Source organism: Mycobacterium sp. BMJ-28, assembly GCF_054404835.1.
On the sequence record NZ_CM136783.1, the window covers coordinates 1,560,190 to 1,573,696 of the forward strand.

Sequence of the window (13,507 nt, forward strand, 5' to 3'; positions counted from 1 at the left end):
CGATTGCAGAGGAAAACACATGAAATCGGGTATTCACCCCACCTACGCAGAGACCACTGTGGTCTGCGGCTGCGGCAACAGCTTCACCACGCGCAGCACCAAGGACAGCGGCCACATCGTGGTCGAGGTCTGCTCGCAGTGCCACCCGTTCTACACCGGTAAGCAGAAGATCCTCGACAGCGGTGGCCGCGTGGCCCGCTTCGAGAAGCGGTACGGCAAGCGCGATACCAAGGCTGCTGCCGACAACTAGCTGTTCCATCGGCGCCCGTTCTGTCAGATCCTTGTCAGGCCGGGCGCCGATCTGCGTTTACTGGAGGTCACGATGACGGATACCGCACCCGCGATCCAGGCGTTGCTGACCGAGCATGCGGACCTGGAACGTCAGCTCGCCGACCCCGCGCTGCACGCCGACGCCGGTGCCGCGCGCCGCGTCGGCCGGCGTTTCGCGCAGATCTCGCCGATCGTCTCGACCTACCGCAAGCTGGAGGCGGTCCGCGGTGATCTGGAGGCCGCCCGCGAGCTGGCCGACGAAGACGAAGCTTTCGCCGCCGAGGTGCCCGAACTGGAGGCCCGTGCTGCCGAACTGGATGCCCGGCTGACCGATCTGCTCGCCCCCCGCGATCCGCACGATGCCGACGACGTGGTGCTCGAGTTGAAGTCCGGTGAGGGTGGCGAGGAGTCAGCCCTGTTCGCGTCCGACCTGGCGCGCATGTACATCCGGTACGCGGAGCGGCACGGGTGGACCGTCACGGTCCTCGACGAGACGTGGTCGGACCTCGGCGGTTACAAGGACGCCACCATCACCATCGCCAGCAAGGGCGATTCGGCCGACGGCGTCTGGTCACGGATGAAGTTCGAGGGCGGCGTGCACCGGGTGCAGCGCGTACCGGTGACCGAATCGCAGGGGCGCGTGCACACCTCGGCCGCCGGCGTGCTCGTCTACCCCGAGCCCGACGACGTCGAACAGGTCCAGATCGACGAATCCGACCTGCGCATCGACGTGTACCGGTCCTCGGGCAAGGGCGGCCAGGGCGTCAACACCACCGACTCGGCGGTGCGCATCACGCACCTGCCCACCGGCATCGTCGTCACCTGCCAGAACGAGCGCTCGCAGCTGCAGAACAAGGCCCGCGCCATGGTGGTGCTCGCCGCCCGGCTCCAGGCCCTCGCCGAAGAGCAGGCGTCTGCCGACGCGTCGGCCGACCGGGCCAGCCAGATCCGCACCGTCGACCGCAGCGAACGGATCCGGACCTACAACTACCCGGAGAACCGGATCGCCGATCACCGGATCAACTTCAAGGCGCACAACCTCGACCAGGTGCTCGATGGCGATATGGATGCGCTGCTGGACGCCCTGGCTGCCGCCGACAAGCAAGCCCGCCTGCAACAGGCATGACACTCCGGCAGGCCATCGCCGAGGCCACCGCGACACTGGCCGCCGCGGGGATCGATTCCGCGCGTGCGGACGCCGAACAGCTGGCCGCCCACGCTGCGGGTGTGGACCGCGGCCGGCTTGCCGTGCTGGACCCCGCCCCCGGCTTCCTGGATAGCTACCGCGCGCTGGTGGCACGTCGGGCGCAGCGAATTCCGTTGCAGCACATCGTCGAAACCGCCGCGTTCGGGCCGCTCATGCTGGCTGTGGGCCCCGGGGTGTTCATCCCGCGGCCGGAAACCGAGGCGCTGCTTGAGTGGGCCCAGGCCCAGCCGCTGGCCACCGATGCGGTGGTCCTGGACCTGTGCGCCGGATCGGGCGCGCTGGCGCTGGCGCTGGCGCGGCACCGGCCCGCCGCGCGGGTCATCGCTGTGGAGGACTCCGTCGACGCCTTGGTCTACGCGCGGCGCAACTGTCGCGAATCGACGGTGCAATTGCGCCACGCCGATGTCACCGCCGCCGACCTGCTCACCGAACTCGACGGCACCGTCGACCTGATCGTCAGCAACCCGCCCTATATCCCACTCGGCGCTCAGCTGGAACCCGAAGTGGCACAACATGATCCACACCGTGCGCTGTTCGGTGGGGTGGACGGGATGTCGATCATCGGACCGATCGTGACAGCGGCGGCCCGGCTGCTGCGCCCCGGCGGGCGCATCGGCATCGAGCACGACGACACCACCTCCGCCGCGACGGCCGCCCTGTTCGATCGGTCGGCCGCATTCACCGACATCACCGCCCGCCGCGATCTCACCGGGCGGCCCCGCTTCGTGACGGCTACCAGGAACGAATGAGAAGCTGACGACTATGGCTGAGCTGTTTGACTGCGCCGACCCCGACCAGCGTGCGGCCGGGCTGGCCTCGGCGATCAGCGCCGCCAAGGGCGGCCGGCTGGTCGTGCTGCCCACCGACACCGTCTACGGCATCGGTGCCGACGCCTTCGATGCCGCCGCGGTGACCGCACTGCTGGCGGCCAAGGGCCGGGGCCGCGACATGCCCGTCGGCGTGCTGGTGGGTTCCTGGCACACCATCGACGGCCTGGTCTACGCGGTGCCGCCGTCCGCGCGCGAATTGATCCAGGCCTTCTGGCCCGGGGCGCTGAGCCTGGTGGTGCGGCACGCGCCGTCCCTGCAATGGGACCTGGGTAACTCCGCGGGCACCGTGATGCTGCGGATGCCGCTGCACCCGGTGGCCATCGAACTGCTGCGCGAGGTCGGCCCGATGGCGGTCTCCAGCGCCAACATCTCCGGCAGTCCCGCCGCGGTGACGGCCCAGGACGCCCGCACCCAGCTGGGGGAGCGGGTCGAGGTCTACCTCGACGCCGGCCCGTCGCCCCAGGGCGCCGCCTCGACAATCGTGGACCTCACCGGCGAGAGCCCGCGGGTCCTGCGCGAGGGACCGGTCAGCGTCACCGACGTCGCCAACGTGCTCGGCGTCGAACCCGGGACGCTCACCGGTTAACCCTCAGCATCGTCGCGTACGGTTCACCGAGTGGTGAGCGAAACGGTGCGCCTGGTGGCGCTTTCGGACCGTGGAGCCGGTGTCCCGCTGCGCGAGCTCGCGTTGGTCGGCCTGACGGCCGCGATCATCACCTACTTCGCCACCGGATGGGCCCGGGTGATCGCCACCCGGGTGGGTGCGGTCGCCTACCCCCGCGAACGCGACGTGCATGTGGCTCCGACCCCCCGGATGGGTGGGCTGGCGATGTACATCGGGGTGGCCGCCGCCATCCTGCTGGCGTCGCAGCTGCCGGCCCTCAACCGCGGCTTCGTCTATTCGACCGGTATGCCCGCCGTCGTCGTCGCGGGCGGGCTCATCATGGTCGTCGGCCTGATCGACGATCGCTGGGGTCTGGACGCGCTGACCAAGTTCGCCGGCCAGATCACCGCCGCCAGTGTGCTGGTGACGATGGGTGTGGCGTGGAGCGTGCTGTACATCCCGATCGGCGGGGTGGGCACGCTGGTGCTCGACCAGGTCACCTCCATTCTGTTGACGCTGGCACTCACGGTCTCGATCGTGAACGCGATGAATTTCGTCGACGGACTCGACGGCCTTGCCGCCGGGCTGGGCTTGATCACCGCCCTGGCCATCTGCATCTTCTCCGTCGGGCTGCTCCGCGACCACGGCGGTGATGTGCTGTTCTACCCGCCGGCGATGATCTCGGTGGTGCTCGCCGGCGCATGCCTGGGGTTTCTGCCGCACAACTTCCACCGCGCCAAGATCTTCATGGGCGACTCGGGCTCGATGCTGATCGGTCTGATGCTCGCCGCCGCGTCGACGACCGCCGCGGGGCCCATCTCCCAGAACGCGTACGGCGCCCGCGACGTGTTCGCTCTGTTGTCGCCGTTCCTGTTGGTGGTCGCGGTGATGTTCGTGCCCGCACTGGACATGCTGCTGGCCATCATCCGGCGCACCCGCAAAGGCCTGAGCCCGTTCAGCCCGGACAAGATGCATCTCCATCACCGTTTGCTGCAGATCGGGCACTCGCATCGGCGGGTGGTGCTGTTGATCTATTTGTGGGTCGGCATCGTGGCGCTCGGGGCGGCCAGCACCATTTTCTTCGACCCGCGCCATACCGGCGCCGTCATGCTGGCGGCCATTGTGGTCGCCGTGATCGTCACGCTGATTCCTCTGTTGCGCCGTCGGGAACAGTCCTCGGACTGACCGGCCGAAGGGCTTGTACGACGAAAAGTAGTAGGCCTGTTTTTGGGCCTCCTACCTTGTGGTACGGTTCTGCGCATAACCCGAAAAACCTCACGGGTTGCCGGCCCGGCCCATCGGTGCAAGCACCGATCGGCGCCGATATACGACCGACAAAGGGAGCTACCCCTTGGGTGATTCCAGCGCACCCGTTGCCCTCCGATACGCTCGGCGGGCACGCACAGGAATTTTGCAGGACCGATGACTAACGCCCTCGAAGACGCGGGATTGAGGTGAGCCAGGTGACGACGCCAGCGCAGAACGCGCCGTTGGTGTTCCCCTCCGTGGCATTCCGCCCGTTGCGTCTCCTCGTCATCTGCGCCGTACTCACGGCCTTGGCCATTCTGGCCGCCGGATTCACCGGCCACATCTTCTTCGGCGTCTTCTTCGGTGTCGGACTCGGACTTGGTTTGCTCAATGCGCTGCTGGTGCGCCGCGCCGTCGAGTCGATCACGGCAGAGGACCACCCACTCAAGAAGAAGATGGCCATAAACTCCGCGACGCGGCTGTTGGTGATCACCGCGGTCGCGCTGGCCGTCGCGATCGGCTTCAAGGCGCACGGCGGGATTGCGGTGCTGTTCGGCTTGGCCATCTTCCAGGCGCTGCTGGTGCTGGCCACCAGCCTTCCGGTGCTGAAGAAGATCCGCAAAGACGGCCTTGACGTAGAGAGCACCGAAGGCACGGCAAGCAGCGCGGGCACTCCCGACACCTCTGGTACGGAATCGAAGGATTGAGCTGACACAGATGACTGAGATCGTTCTCGCCGCAGAGGGCGCCGAAGGGGGCGGTGGCGCCGCCATCCACGTCGGGCACCACACCATGGTGTTCGAGTGGCTGGGCATGACCTTCAACGGCGACACCATCCTCGCGACCGCCATCACGGCCGTCATCATCATCGGTCTGGCCTTCGTCTTGAAGGCCAAGGTGACCTCGACCGGCGTTCCCGGTGGGGTGCAGCTGTTCTGGGAGGCGCTGACCATTCAGATGCGCCAGCAGATCGAGGGCTCGATCGGCATGAAGATCGCCCCGTTCGTGCTGCCGCTGTCGATCACGCTGTTCGCGTTCATCCTGGTGTCCAACTGGCTGGCCGTACTTCCGCTGCAGTACGGCGGGGCCGACGGCGCCGCGGCCGAGTGGTACAAGCCGCCGGCCTCGGATATCAACTTCGTGCTGGCGCTCGCACTGTTTGTGTTCCTCTGCTACCACGCGGCCGGCTTCTGGCGCCGCGGCCTGATCGGGCACCCGGTCAAGGTGCTCAAGGGGCACGTCAGCATCCTGGCGCCGATCAACATCGTCGAGGAGATCGCCAAGCCGATCTCACTGGCACTGCGACTCTTCGGCAACATCTTCGCCGGCGGCATCCTGGTGTCGCTCATCGCGATGTTCCCCTGGTACATCCAGTGGGCGCCCAATGCCATCTGGAAGACCTTCGATCTCTTCGTCGGCCTCATCCAGGCCTTCATCTTCGCGCTGCTGACGATCTTGTACTTCAGCCAGTCGATGGAGCTCGACCACGACGACCACGACTCCAAAGAGAACGCGCACCACTGACCTGACCTGCACGACCCGTACGAACCAGAAGTCCTGGTGGCAACGCCACCAGCTATCAAGGAGGAAATAGGAATGGATGCAAACGCCCTCATCACGGCGGGTGCGCTGATCGGCGGCGGGCTGATCATGGGTGGCGGCGCGATCGGCGCCGGTATCGGTGACGGTATCGCCGGTAACGCTCTGATCTCCGGTATCGCCCGGCAGCCCGAGGCCCAGGGCCGGCTGTTCACCCCGTTCTTCATCACCGTCGGTCTGGTGGAAGCCGCGTACTTCATCAACCTGGCATTCATGGCGCTGTTCGTCTTCGCCACGCCGGCGTACTCGGGCTGAGTAATCCGCAAGCATGGGTGAACTCGCTTCGACTGTCCTGGCGGACAGCATCAACATCCTGGCGTCGAGCCAGGCGGCGGAAGAAGGCGGCGGGGGGCAGAGCAACTTCCTGCTGCCCAACGGCACCTTCTTCGCCGTGCTGATCATCTTCCTGATCACGCTGGCCGTGATCTGGAAGTGGGTTGTGCCGCCGGTCAGCAAGGTACTCGCCGAGCGTGAGGCGATGCTCGCCAAGACCGCTGCGGACAGCCGTAAGTCGGCCGAGCAGGTAGCGGCCGCTCAGGCCGACTACGACCAAGCAATGGCAGGCGCGCGAACCGAGGCCTCCGCAATCCGCGACGAGGCCCGCACGGCCGGCCGCGAGGTGGTGGACGCCAAGCGGGCCGAGGCCAGCGGTGAAGTGGCCGAGACCTTACGCCAGACCAACGAGCAGCTGTCCCAACAGGGTTCGGCCACTCAAGGTCAGCTCGCCGCCTCGGTCGACGGTCTGTCGAGCACTCTGGCCGGCCGCATCCTCGGCGTCGACGTGAATTCGGGACGGAACAAGTAGATGTCGATTTTCATCGGACAGCTGATCGGCTTCGCCGTGATCGCCTACATCCTGTGGCGCTATGTGGTGCCGCCGGTGAAGACGCTCATGACCAAGCAGCAGGACGCCGTCCGCACCGCGCTGGCCGAGAGTGCCGAGGCGGAGCGCAAGCTCGCCGACGCCGACGCCATGCACGCCAAGGCGCTGGCCGATGCCGCCGCAGAGGCATCCAGGGTCACCGAGGAGGCTCGCCAGGACTCGGTGCGGATCACCGCCTCGCTCAGCGAGCAGGCCGGTGTGGATGCCGAGCGCATCAAGACCCAGGGCGCACAGCAGGTCCAGCTGGCACGTCAGCAGCTGGTCCGCCAGCTGCGTCAGGGCCTCGGTGACGAGGCCGTGCAGAAGGCGGGCGAGCTGGTCCGCCAGCATGTCGCCGACCCGGCCGCCCAAGCCGCGACGGTCGACCGCTTCCTGGCCGAACTCGGCGCGATGGCGCCGTCGACCGCGGTGATCGACACCGCGGCCACCGCGGGCCTGCGGGCTGCCAGCCGCGCTGCGCTGGCGGCACTGACCGGTGATTTCGACTCGGTGGCAGCCGATCTGGATGCCGACGGGCTGACCGCCCTGGCGGCCGACCTGGCCTCGGTGGCCCGGTTGCTGGTTGCCCAGAACACGCTGAACAAGCATCTGGCCGAGCCGACCGACAGCAGCGAGGCCAAGACCCAGCTGGTCGAGCGGCTGCTGAGCGGCAAGATCGGCGCGCCCGCGCTCGGTCTGGTGCGCACCGCCGCCGCGCAACGGTGGTCGGCCGAGGGCGATCTGGTCGACGGCATCGAACACACCGCGCGGTTGGCGCTGCTACAGCGTGCCCAGGTGGCCGGTGAGGTCGACGACGTGGAGGACCAGCTGTTCCAGTTCGGTCGCCTGCTCGACGCCGAGCCCAAGCTGTCGAGCCTGCTCAGCGACCACACCACCGCGCCGGAAGGCCGGGTCGCCTTGCTGGACAAGGTCCTCGGCGGCGCGAACGGCACCGCGAAGGCACTGCTGGCGCAGACCATCGGGCTGCTGCGCGGGGAGCGGGCCGACGAAGCGGTCATCGATCTGGCCGAACTCGCCGTGGCCCGCCGGGGTGAGATCGTCGCGCATGTGACGGCCGCAGCCGATCTCACGGCGGCCCAGCACACCCAGTTGACCGAGGTGCTTTCCCGCATCTACGGCCACCCGGTGTCCGTCCAGCTGTATGTCGATCCGAACCTGCTCGGCGGTCTGACGATCGCCGTCGGCGACGAGGTGATCGACGGCTCCATCGCGTCACGCCTGGCTGCCGCTCAAACCGGCCTGCCGGACTGACCCCCCGAACCACCCAAAGAACTAGGTAGGAAGACGAAAAACCATGGCAGAGTTGACAATCTCGGCTGCTGATATCGAAGGTGCCATCGAGGACTACGTGTCCTCGTTTTCCGCCGACTCCGAGCGCGAAGAGATCGGCACCGTCATCGACGCCGGTGACGGCATCGCCCACGTCGAGGGCCTGCCCTCGGTCATGACCCAGGAACTCCTGGAGTTCCCGGGCGGCGTCCTCGGGGTGGCCCTGAACCTCGACGAGCACAGCGTCGGCACGGTCATCCTGGGTGAGTTCGAGAAGATCGAAGAGGGCCAGCAGGTCAAGCGGACCGGCGAGGTGCTCTCGGTGCCCGTCGGTGACGCCTTCCTGGGCCGCGTCGTCAACCCGCTCGGCCAGCCGATCGACGGCCAGGGCGACATCGCCTCCGATACCCGTCGTGAGCTCGAGCTGCAGGCCCCTTCGGTGGTGCAGCGCCAGGGCGTCGGCGAGCCGCTGCAGACCGGCATCAAGGCGATCGACGCCATGACCCCGATCGGCCGCGGCCAGCGCCAGCTGATCATCGGCGACCGTAAGACCGGCAAGACCGCGGTCTGCGTCGACACCATCCTCAACCAGCGCGAAGCCTGGGAGACCGGCGACCCCAAGCAGCAGGTGCGCTGCGTGTACGTCGCGATCGGCCAGAAGGGCACCACCATCGCCAGCGTCAAGCGGGCGCTGGAAGAGGGCGGTGCGATGGAGTACACCACCATCGTCGCAGCCCCTGCCTCGGACCCGGCCGGCTTCAAATGGCTTGCCCCCTACACCGGCTCGGCCATCGGCCAGCACTGGATGTACGACGGCAAGCACGTCCTCATCGTGTTCGACGACCTGTCCAAGCAGGCCGACGCGTACCGCGCCATCTCGCTGCTGCTGCGCCGCCCGCCGGGCCGCGAGGCGTTCCCCGGCGACGTGTTCTACCTGCACTCCCGGCTGCTGGAGCGTTGCGCCAAGCTGTCCGACGAGCTCGGCGGTGGCTCGATGACCGGGCTGCCGATCATCGAGACCAAGGCCAACGACATCTCGGCGTTCATCCCGACCAACGTCATCTCCATCACCGACGGCCAGTGCTTCCTGGAGTCCGACCTGTTCAACCAGGGCGTGCGACCGGCAGTCAACGTCGGTGTGTCGGTGTCCCGTGTCGGTGGCGCCGCGCAGATCAAGGCCATGAAGGAGGTCGCGGGCTCGCTGCGACTGGATCTGTCGCAGTACCGCGAGCTGGAGGCCTTCGCGGCCTTCGCCTCCGACCTGGACGCAGCCTCCAAGGCCCAGCTGGACCGCGGCGTGCGCCTGGTCGAGCTGCTCAAGCAGGCGCAGTACAGCCCGCTGGCCGTCGAGGACCAGGTCGTCTCGATCTTCCTCGGCACCCAGGGTCACCTGGATTCGGTACCGGCAGAGGATGTTTCGCGCTTCGTCAGTGAGCTGCTGGAGCATGTCAAGGCCAGCCACTCCGACATTCTCAGCGGGATCAAGGAGACCAAGAAGCTCTCCGAGGAGAACGAGGAGAAGCTGGTCTCGGTGATCAACGACTTCAAGAAGGGCTTCTCGGCAACCGATGGCAGCTCCGTGGTCGTCAAGGAATCCGACGCCGAGGCGCTCGATCCCGAGGACCTGGAGAAGGAATCGGTCAAGGTCCGCAAGCCTGCTCCCAAGAAGGCCTAGGTAACCCATGGCAGCCACACTTCGCGAGCTACGCGGACGCATCAAATCCGCCTCGTCGATCAAGAAGATCACGAAGGCACAGGAGCTGATCGCCACGTCGCGGATCGCCAAGGCGCAGGCCCGGGTCGACGCGGCCCGGCCCTACGCCACCGAGATCACCAACATGCTCACCGAGCTCGCCGGGGCCAGCGCGCTGGATCACCCGCTGCTCGTGGAGCGGGAGAACCCCAAGCGGGCCGGTGTGCTGGTGGTGTCCTCGGACCGCGGCCTGTGCGGCGGTTACAACGCCAACGTGCTGCGCCGCGCCGAGGAGCTGTTCTCGCTGCTGCGCGACGAGGGCAAGACCCCGGTCGTCTACGTGGTCGGCCGGAAGGCTTTGGGCTACTACAGCTTCCGGCAGCGCAATGTGGCCGAGTCCTGGACCGGCTTCTCCGAACGGCCGACCTACGAGCACGCCAAGGAGATCGCCGACACCCTGGTGCAGGCGTTCCAGTCCGGTGCCGACGACGAGGGCGACGACGCGGGTGCCGACGGGATTCTGGGCGTCGACGAGCTGCATATCGTCTCGACCGAGTTCCGCTCCATGCTGTCGCAGACTGCGGTGGCGCTGCGGGTCGCACCGATGGTCGTCGAGTACGTCGGCGAGCCGGAGACCGGCCCGCACACCCTGTATTCGTTCGAGCCGAACGCCGAGAACCTGTTCGACGCGTTGCTGCCGCGCTACATCGCCACCCGCGTGTACGCCGCGCTGCTGGAGGCCGCGGCTTCGGAGTCGGCATCGCGCCGGCGCGCCATGAAGTCGGCCACCGACAACGCCGACGATCTGATCAAGGCGCTCACCTTGGCGGCCAACCGTGAGCGTCAGGCGCAGATCACCCAGGAAATCAGCGAAATCGTCGGTGGCGCCAACGCGCTGGCCGACGCCAGATAAGCCCCGTAGGAAGCGAAGAGAGATATGACTGCTGTGGCAGATACCAAGACCGCGGGTCGTGTGGTCCGCATTACCGGCCCGGTGGTGGACGTCGAGTTCCCACGTGGTTCGGTGCCCGAGCTGTTCAACGCCCTGCACGCCGATATCAGCTACGGCGCGCTGGCCAAGACCCTGACCCTGGAGGTCGCCCAGCACCTCGGTGACAGCCTGGTGCGCACCATCTCGATGCAGCCCACCGACGGTCTGGTGCGGGGTACCGAGGTGTCCGACACCGGTGCGTCCATCTCGGTGCCCGTCGGCGACGGCGTCAAGGGCCACGTGTTCAACGCCCTCGGTGACTGCCTCGATGAGCCCGGCTACGGCAAGGACTTCGACCACTGGTCGATTCACCGCAAGCCGCCGGCCTTCGCCGACCTGGAACCCCGCACCGAGATGCTGGAGACCGGCCTGAAGGTCGTCGACCTGCTCACCCCGTATGTGCGTGGCGGCAAGATCGCCCTGTTCGGCGGTGCCGGCGTCGGTAAGACGGTGCTGATCCAGGAGATGATCAACCGCATCGCCCGCAACTTCGGTGGCACCTCGGTGTTCGCCGGCGTGGGGGAGCGCACCCGTGAGGGCAATGACCTCTGGGTCGAGCTCGCGGATGCCAACGTGCTCAAGGACACCGCCCTGGTGTTCGGCCAGATGGACGAGCCGCCGGGCACGCGTATGCGCGTCGCCCTGTCCGCGCTGACCATGGCGGAGTACTTCCGCGATGAGCAGGGCCAGGACGTGCTGCTGTTCATCGACAACATCTTCCGGTTCACCCAGGCCGGTTCCGAGGTGTCGACCCTGCTCGGCCGCATGCCGTCGGCCGTGGGTTACCAGCCCACACTGGCCGACGAGATGGGTGAGCTGCAGGAGCGGATCACGTCGACCCGTGGTCGCTCGATCACCTCGATGCAGGCCGTGTACGTGCCCGCCGACGACTACACCGACCCGGCCCCGGCGACCACGTTCGCCCACCTCGATGCCACCACCGAGCTGTCCCGTGCGGTGTTCTCCAAGGGCATCTTCCCGGCCGTGGATCCGCTGGCGTCGTCCTCGACCATCCTGCACCCGAGCGTGGTCGGCGACGAGCACTACCGCGTCGCGCAGGAAGTCATCCGGATCCTGCAGCGCTACAAGGACCTTCAGGACATCATCGCGATCCTCGGTATCGACGAGCTCTCCGAAGAGGACAAGGTCCTGGTCTACCGCGCCCGCAAGATCGAGCGTTTCCTGAGCCAGAACATGATGGCGGCTGAGCAGTTCACCGGCCAGCCGGGTTCGACCGTGCCGCTGAAGGAGACCATCGAGGCCTTCGACAAGCTGGCCAAGGGTGAGTTCGACCACCTGCCCGAGCAGGCGTTCTTCCTCATCGGTGGTCTCGACGACCTGGCGAAGAAGGCCGAAAGCCTCGGCGCCAAGCTGTGATGAGCGCTTGCGCGAAGAACCGAGAACGACGATGAGCGCTTGCGCGAAGAACCGAGAACGACGATGAGCGCTTGCGCGAAGAACCAATGGGTTGGGCTCGTCTCATCTCATAGAAAGGTGGTGTGCCATGGCTGATTTGGACGTCGAAATCGTCGCGGTCGAGCGCGCGCTGTGGTCGGGTAAGGCGACGTTCGTGTTCACCCGCACCACCGCAGGTGAGATCGGCATCCTGCCGCGGCACATCCCGTTGGTGGCGCAGTTGGTCGACGACGCGATGGTCCGGGTCGAGCGTGAGGGCGACGACGACCTGCGGATCGCCATCGACGGCGGGTTCCTGTCGGTATCGGAGACCGGGGTGAGCATCCTGGTCGAGAACGCCCAGTTCGAGTCGGAAGTGGACGCCGAGGCCGCCAAGCGGGACTCCGAATCGGATGACCCCGCCAAAGCGGCGTGGGGGCGTGCACGCCTGCGCGCCGTCGGACAGCTCGACTAGTAGGTTCGGTCGATGAGCGCGGTCATGATGATCATGGTCGCGCTCATCGGCGTGCTGATGGTCGCCGTTGCCGCCCTGGCCTATCGGCTGTGGAAGCTGCGTCAAGTCGGCGGTACCGCCGCCATCCTGCGGGACTGGCCGGCCGTCGGTGGGCAGGGCTGGCGCCACGGTGTGATGCGTTATCGCGGAGGCGAAGCCGGTTTCTACCGGCTGTCGAGCATCCGCTGGTGGCCCGATCGGCGGTTGAGCCGCTCGGCGCTGGAGGTGGTCGGACGCCGTGCCCCTCGTGGCGACGAGTTCGACATCATGACCCAGGAGATCGCGATCCTGGAACTACGCGACGCCGGGCGGGGCTACGAGGTGGCACTCGACCGCGGCGCACTCACCGCATTCACGTCCTGGGTGGAATCCCGCCCCTCGCGCCGCGCTCAGCGTCGAACCGGCTAGGCGTCCTTCGTCGGTTCCGCGGACAGCCCGCCGCCGGGCTTCCACAGCACGTCGCCATCCGGATTGGCCGCCCTGGACAGGATGAACAGCAGATCCGAGAGCCGGTTGAGGTATTTCGCCGGCAGCACGTTCACCGAATCGCCGTACTGTTCGACGGCGGCCCAGGCCGACCGCTCGGCGCGGCGGGCCACCGTACGGGCCACGTGGAGCAGCGCCGAGAGCGCCGTACCGCCGGGCAGGATGAACGAGTTCAGCGGTGCCAGACCTTCATTGAACTGATCGCACCAGCCTTCCAGCCGGTCGATGTACTCCTGTGGGACGCGCAGTGGTGGGTACTCCGGGTTCTCCACGACCGGTGTCGACAGATCTGCGCCGGCGTCGAACAGATCGTTCTGGATCTGGCGCAGGACGTCGACGAAGGCAGGGTCCGGACTGCCCAGGGCGATGGCCACGCCGATCGCTGCGTTGGCCTCATCGCAGTCGGCGTACGCCTGCAGCCGGGTGTCGTTTTTGGAGACGCGACTGAAGTCACTCAGACCTGTACTCCCGTCGTCGCCGGTGCGGGTATAGATGCGGGTCAGGTGCACAGCCATGGG

General features: G+C 67.1%; 16 protein-coding genes. 15 read left to right on the forward strand and 1 reads right to left on the reverse strand.

Annotation, left to right across the window (positions count from 1 at the left end):
* Window positions 1-19 precede the first annotated feature (19 nt).
* From rpmE to ACXPWS_RS07835, 15 genes are all read left to right on the forward strand, one after another.
* On the forward strand, window positions 20-250 hold the full coding sequence (gene rpmE / locus ACXPWS_RS07765) for a 50S ribosomal protein L31 (RefSeq protein WP_458711888.1): 231 nt from the start codon (window positions 20-22) through the stop codon (window positions 248-250).
* 72 nt (window positions 251-322) lie between these two features.
* Complete coding sequence (gene prfA, locus ACXPWS_RS07770) at window positions 323-1,396, forward strand: peptide chain release factor 1 (protein ID WP_458711889.1); 1,074 nt, start codon at window positions 323-325, stop codon at window positions 1,394-1,396.
* Window positions 1,393-2,226 (forward strand): peptide chain release factor N(5)-glutamine methyltransferase, encoded by an 834-nt coding sequence (gene prmC, locus ACXPWS_RS07775; RefSeq protein WP_458711890.1) that lies wholly within the window; start codon window positions 1,393-1,395, stop codon window positions 2,224-2,226. The genes prfA and prmC overlap by 4 nt, the downstream gene beginning before the upstream one ends.
* A 13-nt stretch (window positions 2,227-2,239) precedes the next feature.
* A complete protein-coding gene (locus tag ACXPWS_RS07780; RefSeq protein ID WP_458711891.1) occupies window positions 2,240-2,893 on the forward strand; it encodes an L-threonylcarbamoyladenylate synthase in 654 nt (217 codons plus the stop codon).
* 30 nt (window positions 2,894-2,923) lie between these two features.
* Window positions 2,924-4,096, forward strand: coding sequence for a glycosyltransferase family 4 protein (locus ACXPWS_RS07785; RefSeq protein ID WP_458711892.1), 1,173 nt, complete (start codon window positions 2,924-2,926; stop codon window positions 4,094-4,096).
* Window positions 4,097-4,374: 278 nt separating this feature from the next.
* Window positions 4,375-4,866 (forward strand): ATP synthase subunit I, encoded by a 492-nt coding sequence (locus ACXPWS_RS07790; RefSeq protein WP_458711893.1) that lies wholly within the window; start codon window positions 4,375-4,377, stop codon window positions 4,864-4,866.
* A gap of 10 nt (window positions 4,867-4,876) precedes the next feature.
* The gene (gene atpB / locus ACXPWS_RS07795) at window positions 4,877-5,683 is read left to right on the forward strand and encodes a F0F1 ATP synthase subunit A (protein WP_458711894.1); all 807 of its coding nucleotides are present in this window, start codon (window positions 4,877-4,879) and stop codon (window positions 5,681-5,683) included.
* A 72-nt stretch (window positions 5,684-5,755) separates the two neighbouring features.
* A complete protein-coding gene (locus tag ACXPWS_RS07800) occupies window positions 5,756-6,013 on the forward strand; it encodes a F0F1 ATP synthase subunit C (RefSeq protein ID WP_036395845.1) in 258 nt (85 codons plus the stop codon).
* Window positions 6,014-6,026: 13 nt separating this feature from the next.
* The gene (locus ACXPWS_RS07805) at window positions 6,027-6,563 is read left to right on the forward strand and encodes a F0F1 ATP synthase subunit B (protein WP_458711895.1); all 537 of its coding nucleotides are present in this window, start codon (window positions 6,027-6,029) and stop codon (window positions 6,561-6,563) included.
* Window positions 6,564-7,892, forward strand: a complete 1,329-nt coding sequence (locus ACXPWS_RS07810; RefSeq protein ID WP_458711896.1) for a F0F1 ATP synthase subunit B/delta — start codon at window positions 6,564-6,566, stop codon at window positions 7,890-7,892.
* 43 nt (window positions 7,893-7,935) lie between these two features.
* The gene (atpA, locus tag ACXPWS_RS07815; RefSeq protein ID WP_458711897.1) at window positions 7,936-9,585 is read left to right on the forward strand and encodes a F0F1 ATP synthase subunit alpha; all 1,650 of its coding nucleotides are present in this window, start codon (window positions 7,936-7,938) and stop codon (window positions 9,583-9,585) included.
* A gap of 7 nt (window positions 9,586-9,592) precedes the next feature.
* On the forward strand, window positions 9,593-10,516 hold the full coding sequence (locus ACXPWS_RS07820; RefSeq protein WP_458711898.1) for a F0F1 ATP synthase subunit gamma: 924 nt from the start codon (window positions 9,593-9,595) through the stop codon (window positions 10,514-10,516).
* Between the two features lie 24 nt (window positions 10,517-10,540).
* Window positions 10,541-11,971, forward strand: coding sequence for a F0F1 ATP synthase subunit beta (atpD, locus tag ACXPWS_RS07825; RefSeq protein WP_458711899.1), 1,431 nt, complete (start codon window positions 10,541-10,543; stop codon window positions 11,969-11,971).
* 127 nt (window positions 11,972-12,098) lie between these two features.
* Window positions 12,099-12,464 carry a F0F1 ATP synthase subunit epsilon gene (locus ACXPWS_RS07830; RefSeq protein ID WP_458711900.1) on the forward strand — a complete coding sequence of 122 codons (366 nt, stop codon included), beginning with the start codon at window positions 12,099-12,101 and terminating at the stop codon, window positions 12,462-12,464.
* Window positions 12,465-12,476: 12 nt separating this feature from the next.
* Window positions 12,477-12,911: a DUF2550 domain-containing protein gene (locus ACXPWS_RS07835; protein WP_458711901.1), complete on the forward strand. Its 435-nt coding sequence runs from the start codon at window positions 12,477-12,479 to the stop codon at window positions 12,909-12,911.
* Here ACXPWS_RS07835 and ACXPWS_RS07840 read toward each other — a convergent pair.
* Window positions 12,908-13,504: a cob(I)yrinic acid a,c-diamide adenosyltransferase gene (locus tag ACXPWS_RS07840; protein WP_458711902.1), complete on the reverse strand. Its 597-nt coding sequence runs from the start codon at window positions 13,502-13,504 to the stop codon at window positions 12,908-12,910. The two genes, ACXPWS_RS07835 and ACXPWS_RS07840, sit on opposite strands and share 4 nt — an antisense overlap.
* Window positions 13,505-13,507 lie beyond the last annotated feature (3 nt).

Excerpts from the sequence above, each read along its gene's own strand:
- rpmE (WP_458711888.1), top strand. The coding sequence starts at position 20 with ATGAAATCGGGTATTCACCCCACCTACGCAGAGACCACTGTGGTCTGC.
- prfA (WP_458711889.1), top strand. The coding sequence starts at position 323 with ATGACGGATACCGCACCCGCGATCCAGGCGTTGCTGACCGAGCATGCG.
- prmC (WP_458711890.1), top strand. The coding sequence starts at position 1,393 with ATGACACTCCGGCAGGCCATCGCCGAGGCCACCGCGACACTGGCCGCC.
- ACXPWS_RS07780 (WP_458711891.1), top strand. The coding sequence starts at position 2,240 with ATGGCTGAGCTGTTTGACTGCGCCGACCCCGACCAGCGTGCGGCCGGG.
- atpB (WP_458711894.1), top strand. The coding sequence starts at position 4,877 with ATGACTGAGATCGTTCTCGCCGCAGAGGGCGCCGAAGGGGGCGGTGGC.
- ACXPWS_RS07800 (WP_036395845.1), top strand. The coding sequence starts at position 5,756 with ATGGATGCAAACGCCCTCATCACGGCGGGTGCGCTGATCGGCGGCGGG.
- ACXPWS_RS07805 (WP_458711895.1), top strand. The coding sequence starts at position 6,027 with ATGGGTGAACTCGCTTCGACTGTCCTGGCGGACAGCATCAACATCCTG.
- ACXPWS_RS07810 (WP_458711896.1), top strand. The coding sequence starts at position 6,564 with ATGTCGATTTTCATCGGACAGCTGATCGGCTTCGCCGTGATCGCCTAC.
- atpA (WP_458711897.1), top strand. The coding sequence starts at position 7,936 with ATGGCAGAGTTGACAATCTCGGCTGCTGATATCGAAGGTGCCATCGAG.
- ACXPWS_RS07820 (WP_458711898.1), top strand. The coding sequence starts at position 9,593 with ATGGCAGCCACACTTCGCGAGCTACGCGGACGCATCAAATCCGCCTCG.
- atpD (WP_458711899.1), top strand. The coding sequence starts at position 10,541 with ATGACTGCTGTGGCAGATACCAAGACCGCGGGTCGTGTGGTCCGCATT.
- ACXPWS_RS07830 (WP_458711900.1), top strand. The coding sequence starts at position 12,099 with ATGGCTGATTTGGACGTCGAAATCGTCGCGGTCGAGCGCGCGCTGTGG.
- ACXPWS_RS07835 (WP_458711901.1), top strand. The coding sequence starts at position 12,477 with ATGAGCGCGGTCATGATGATCATGGTCGCGCTCATCGGCGTGCTGATG.
- ACXPWS_RS07840 (WP_458711902.1), bottom strand. The coding sequence starts at position 13,504 with ATGGCTGTGCACCTGACCCGCATCTATACCCGCACCGGCGACGACGGG.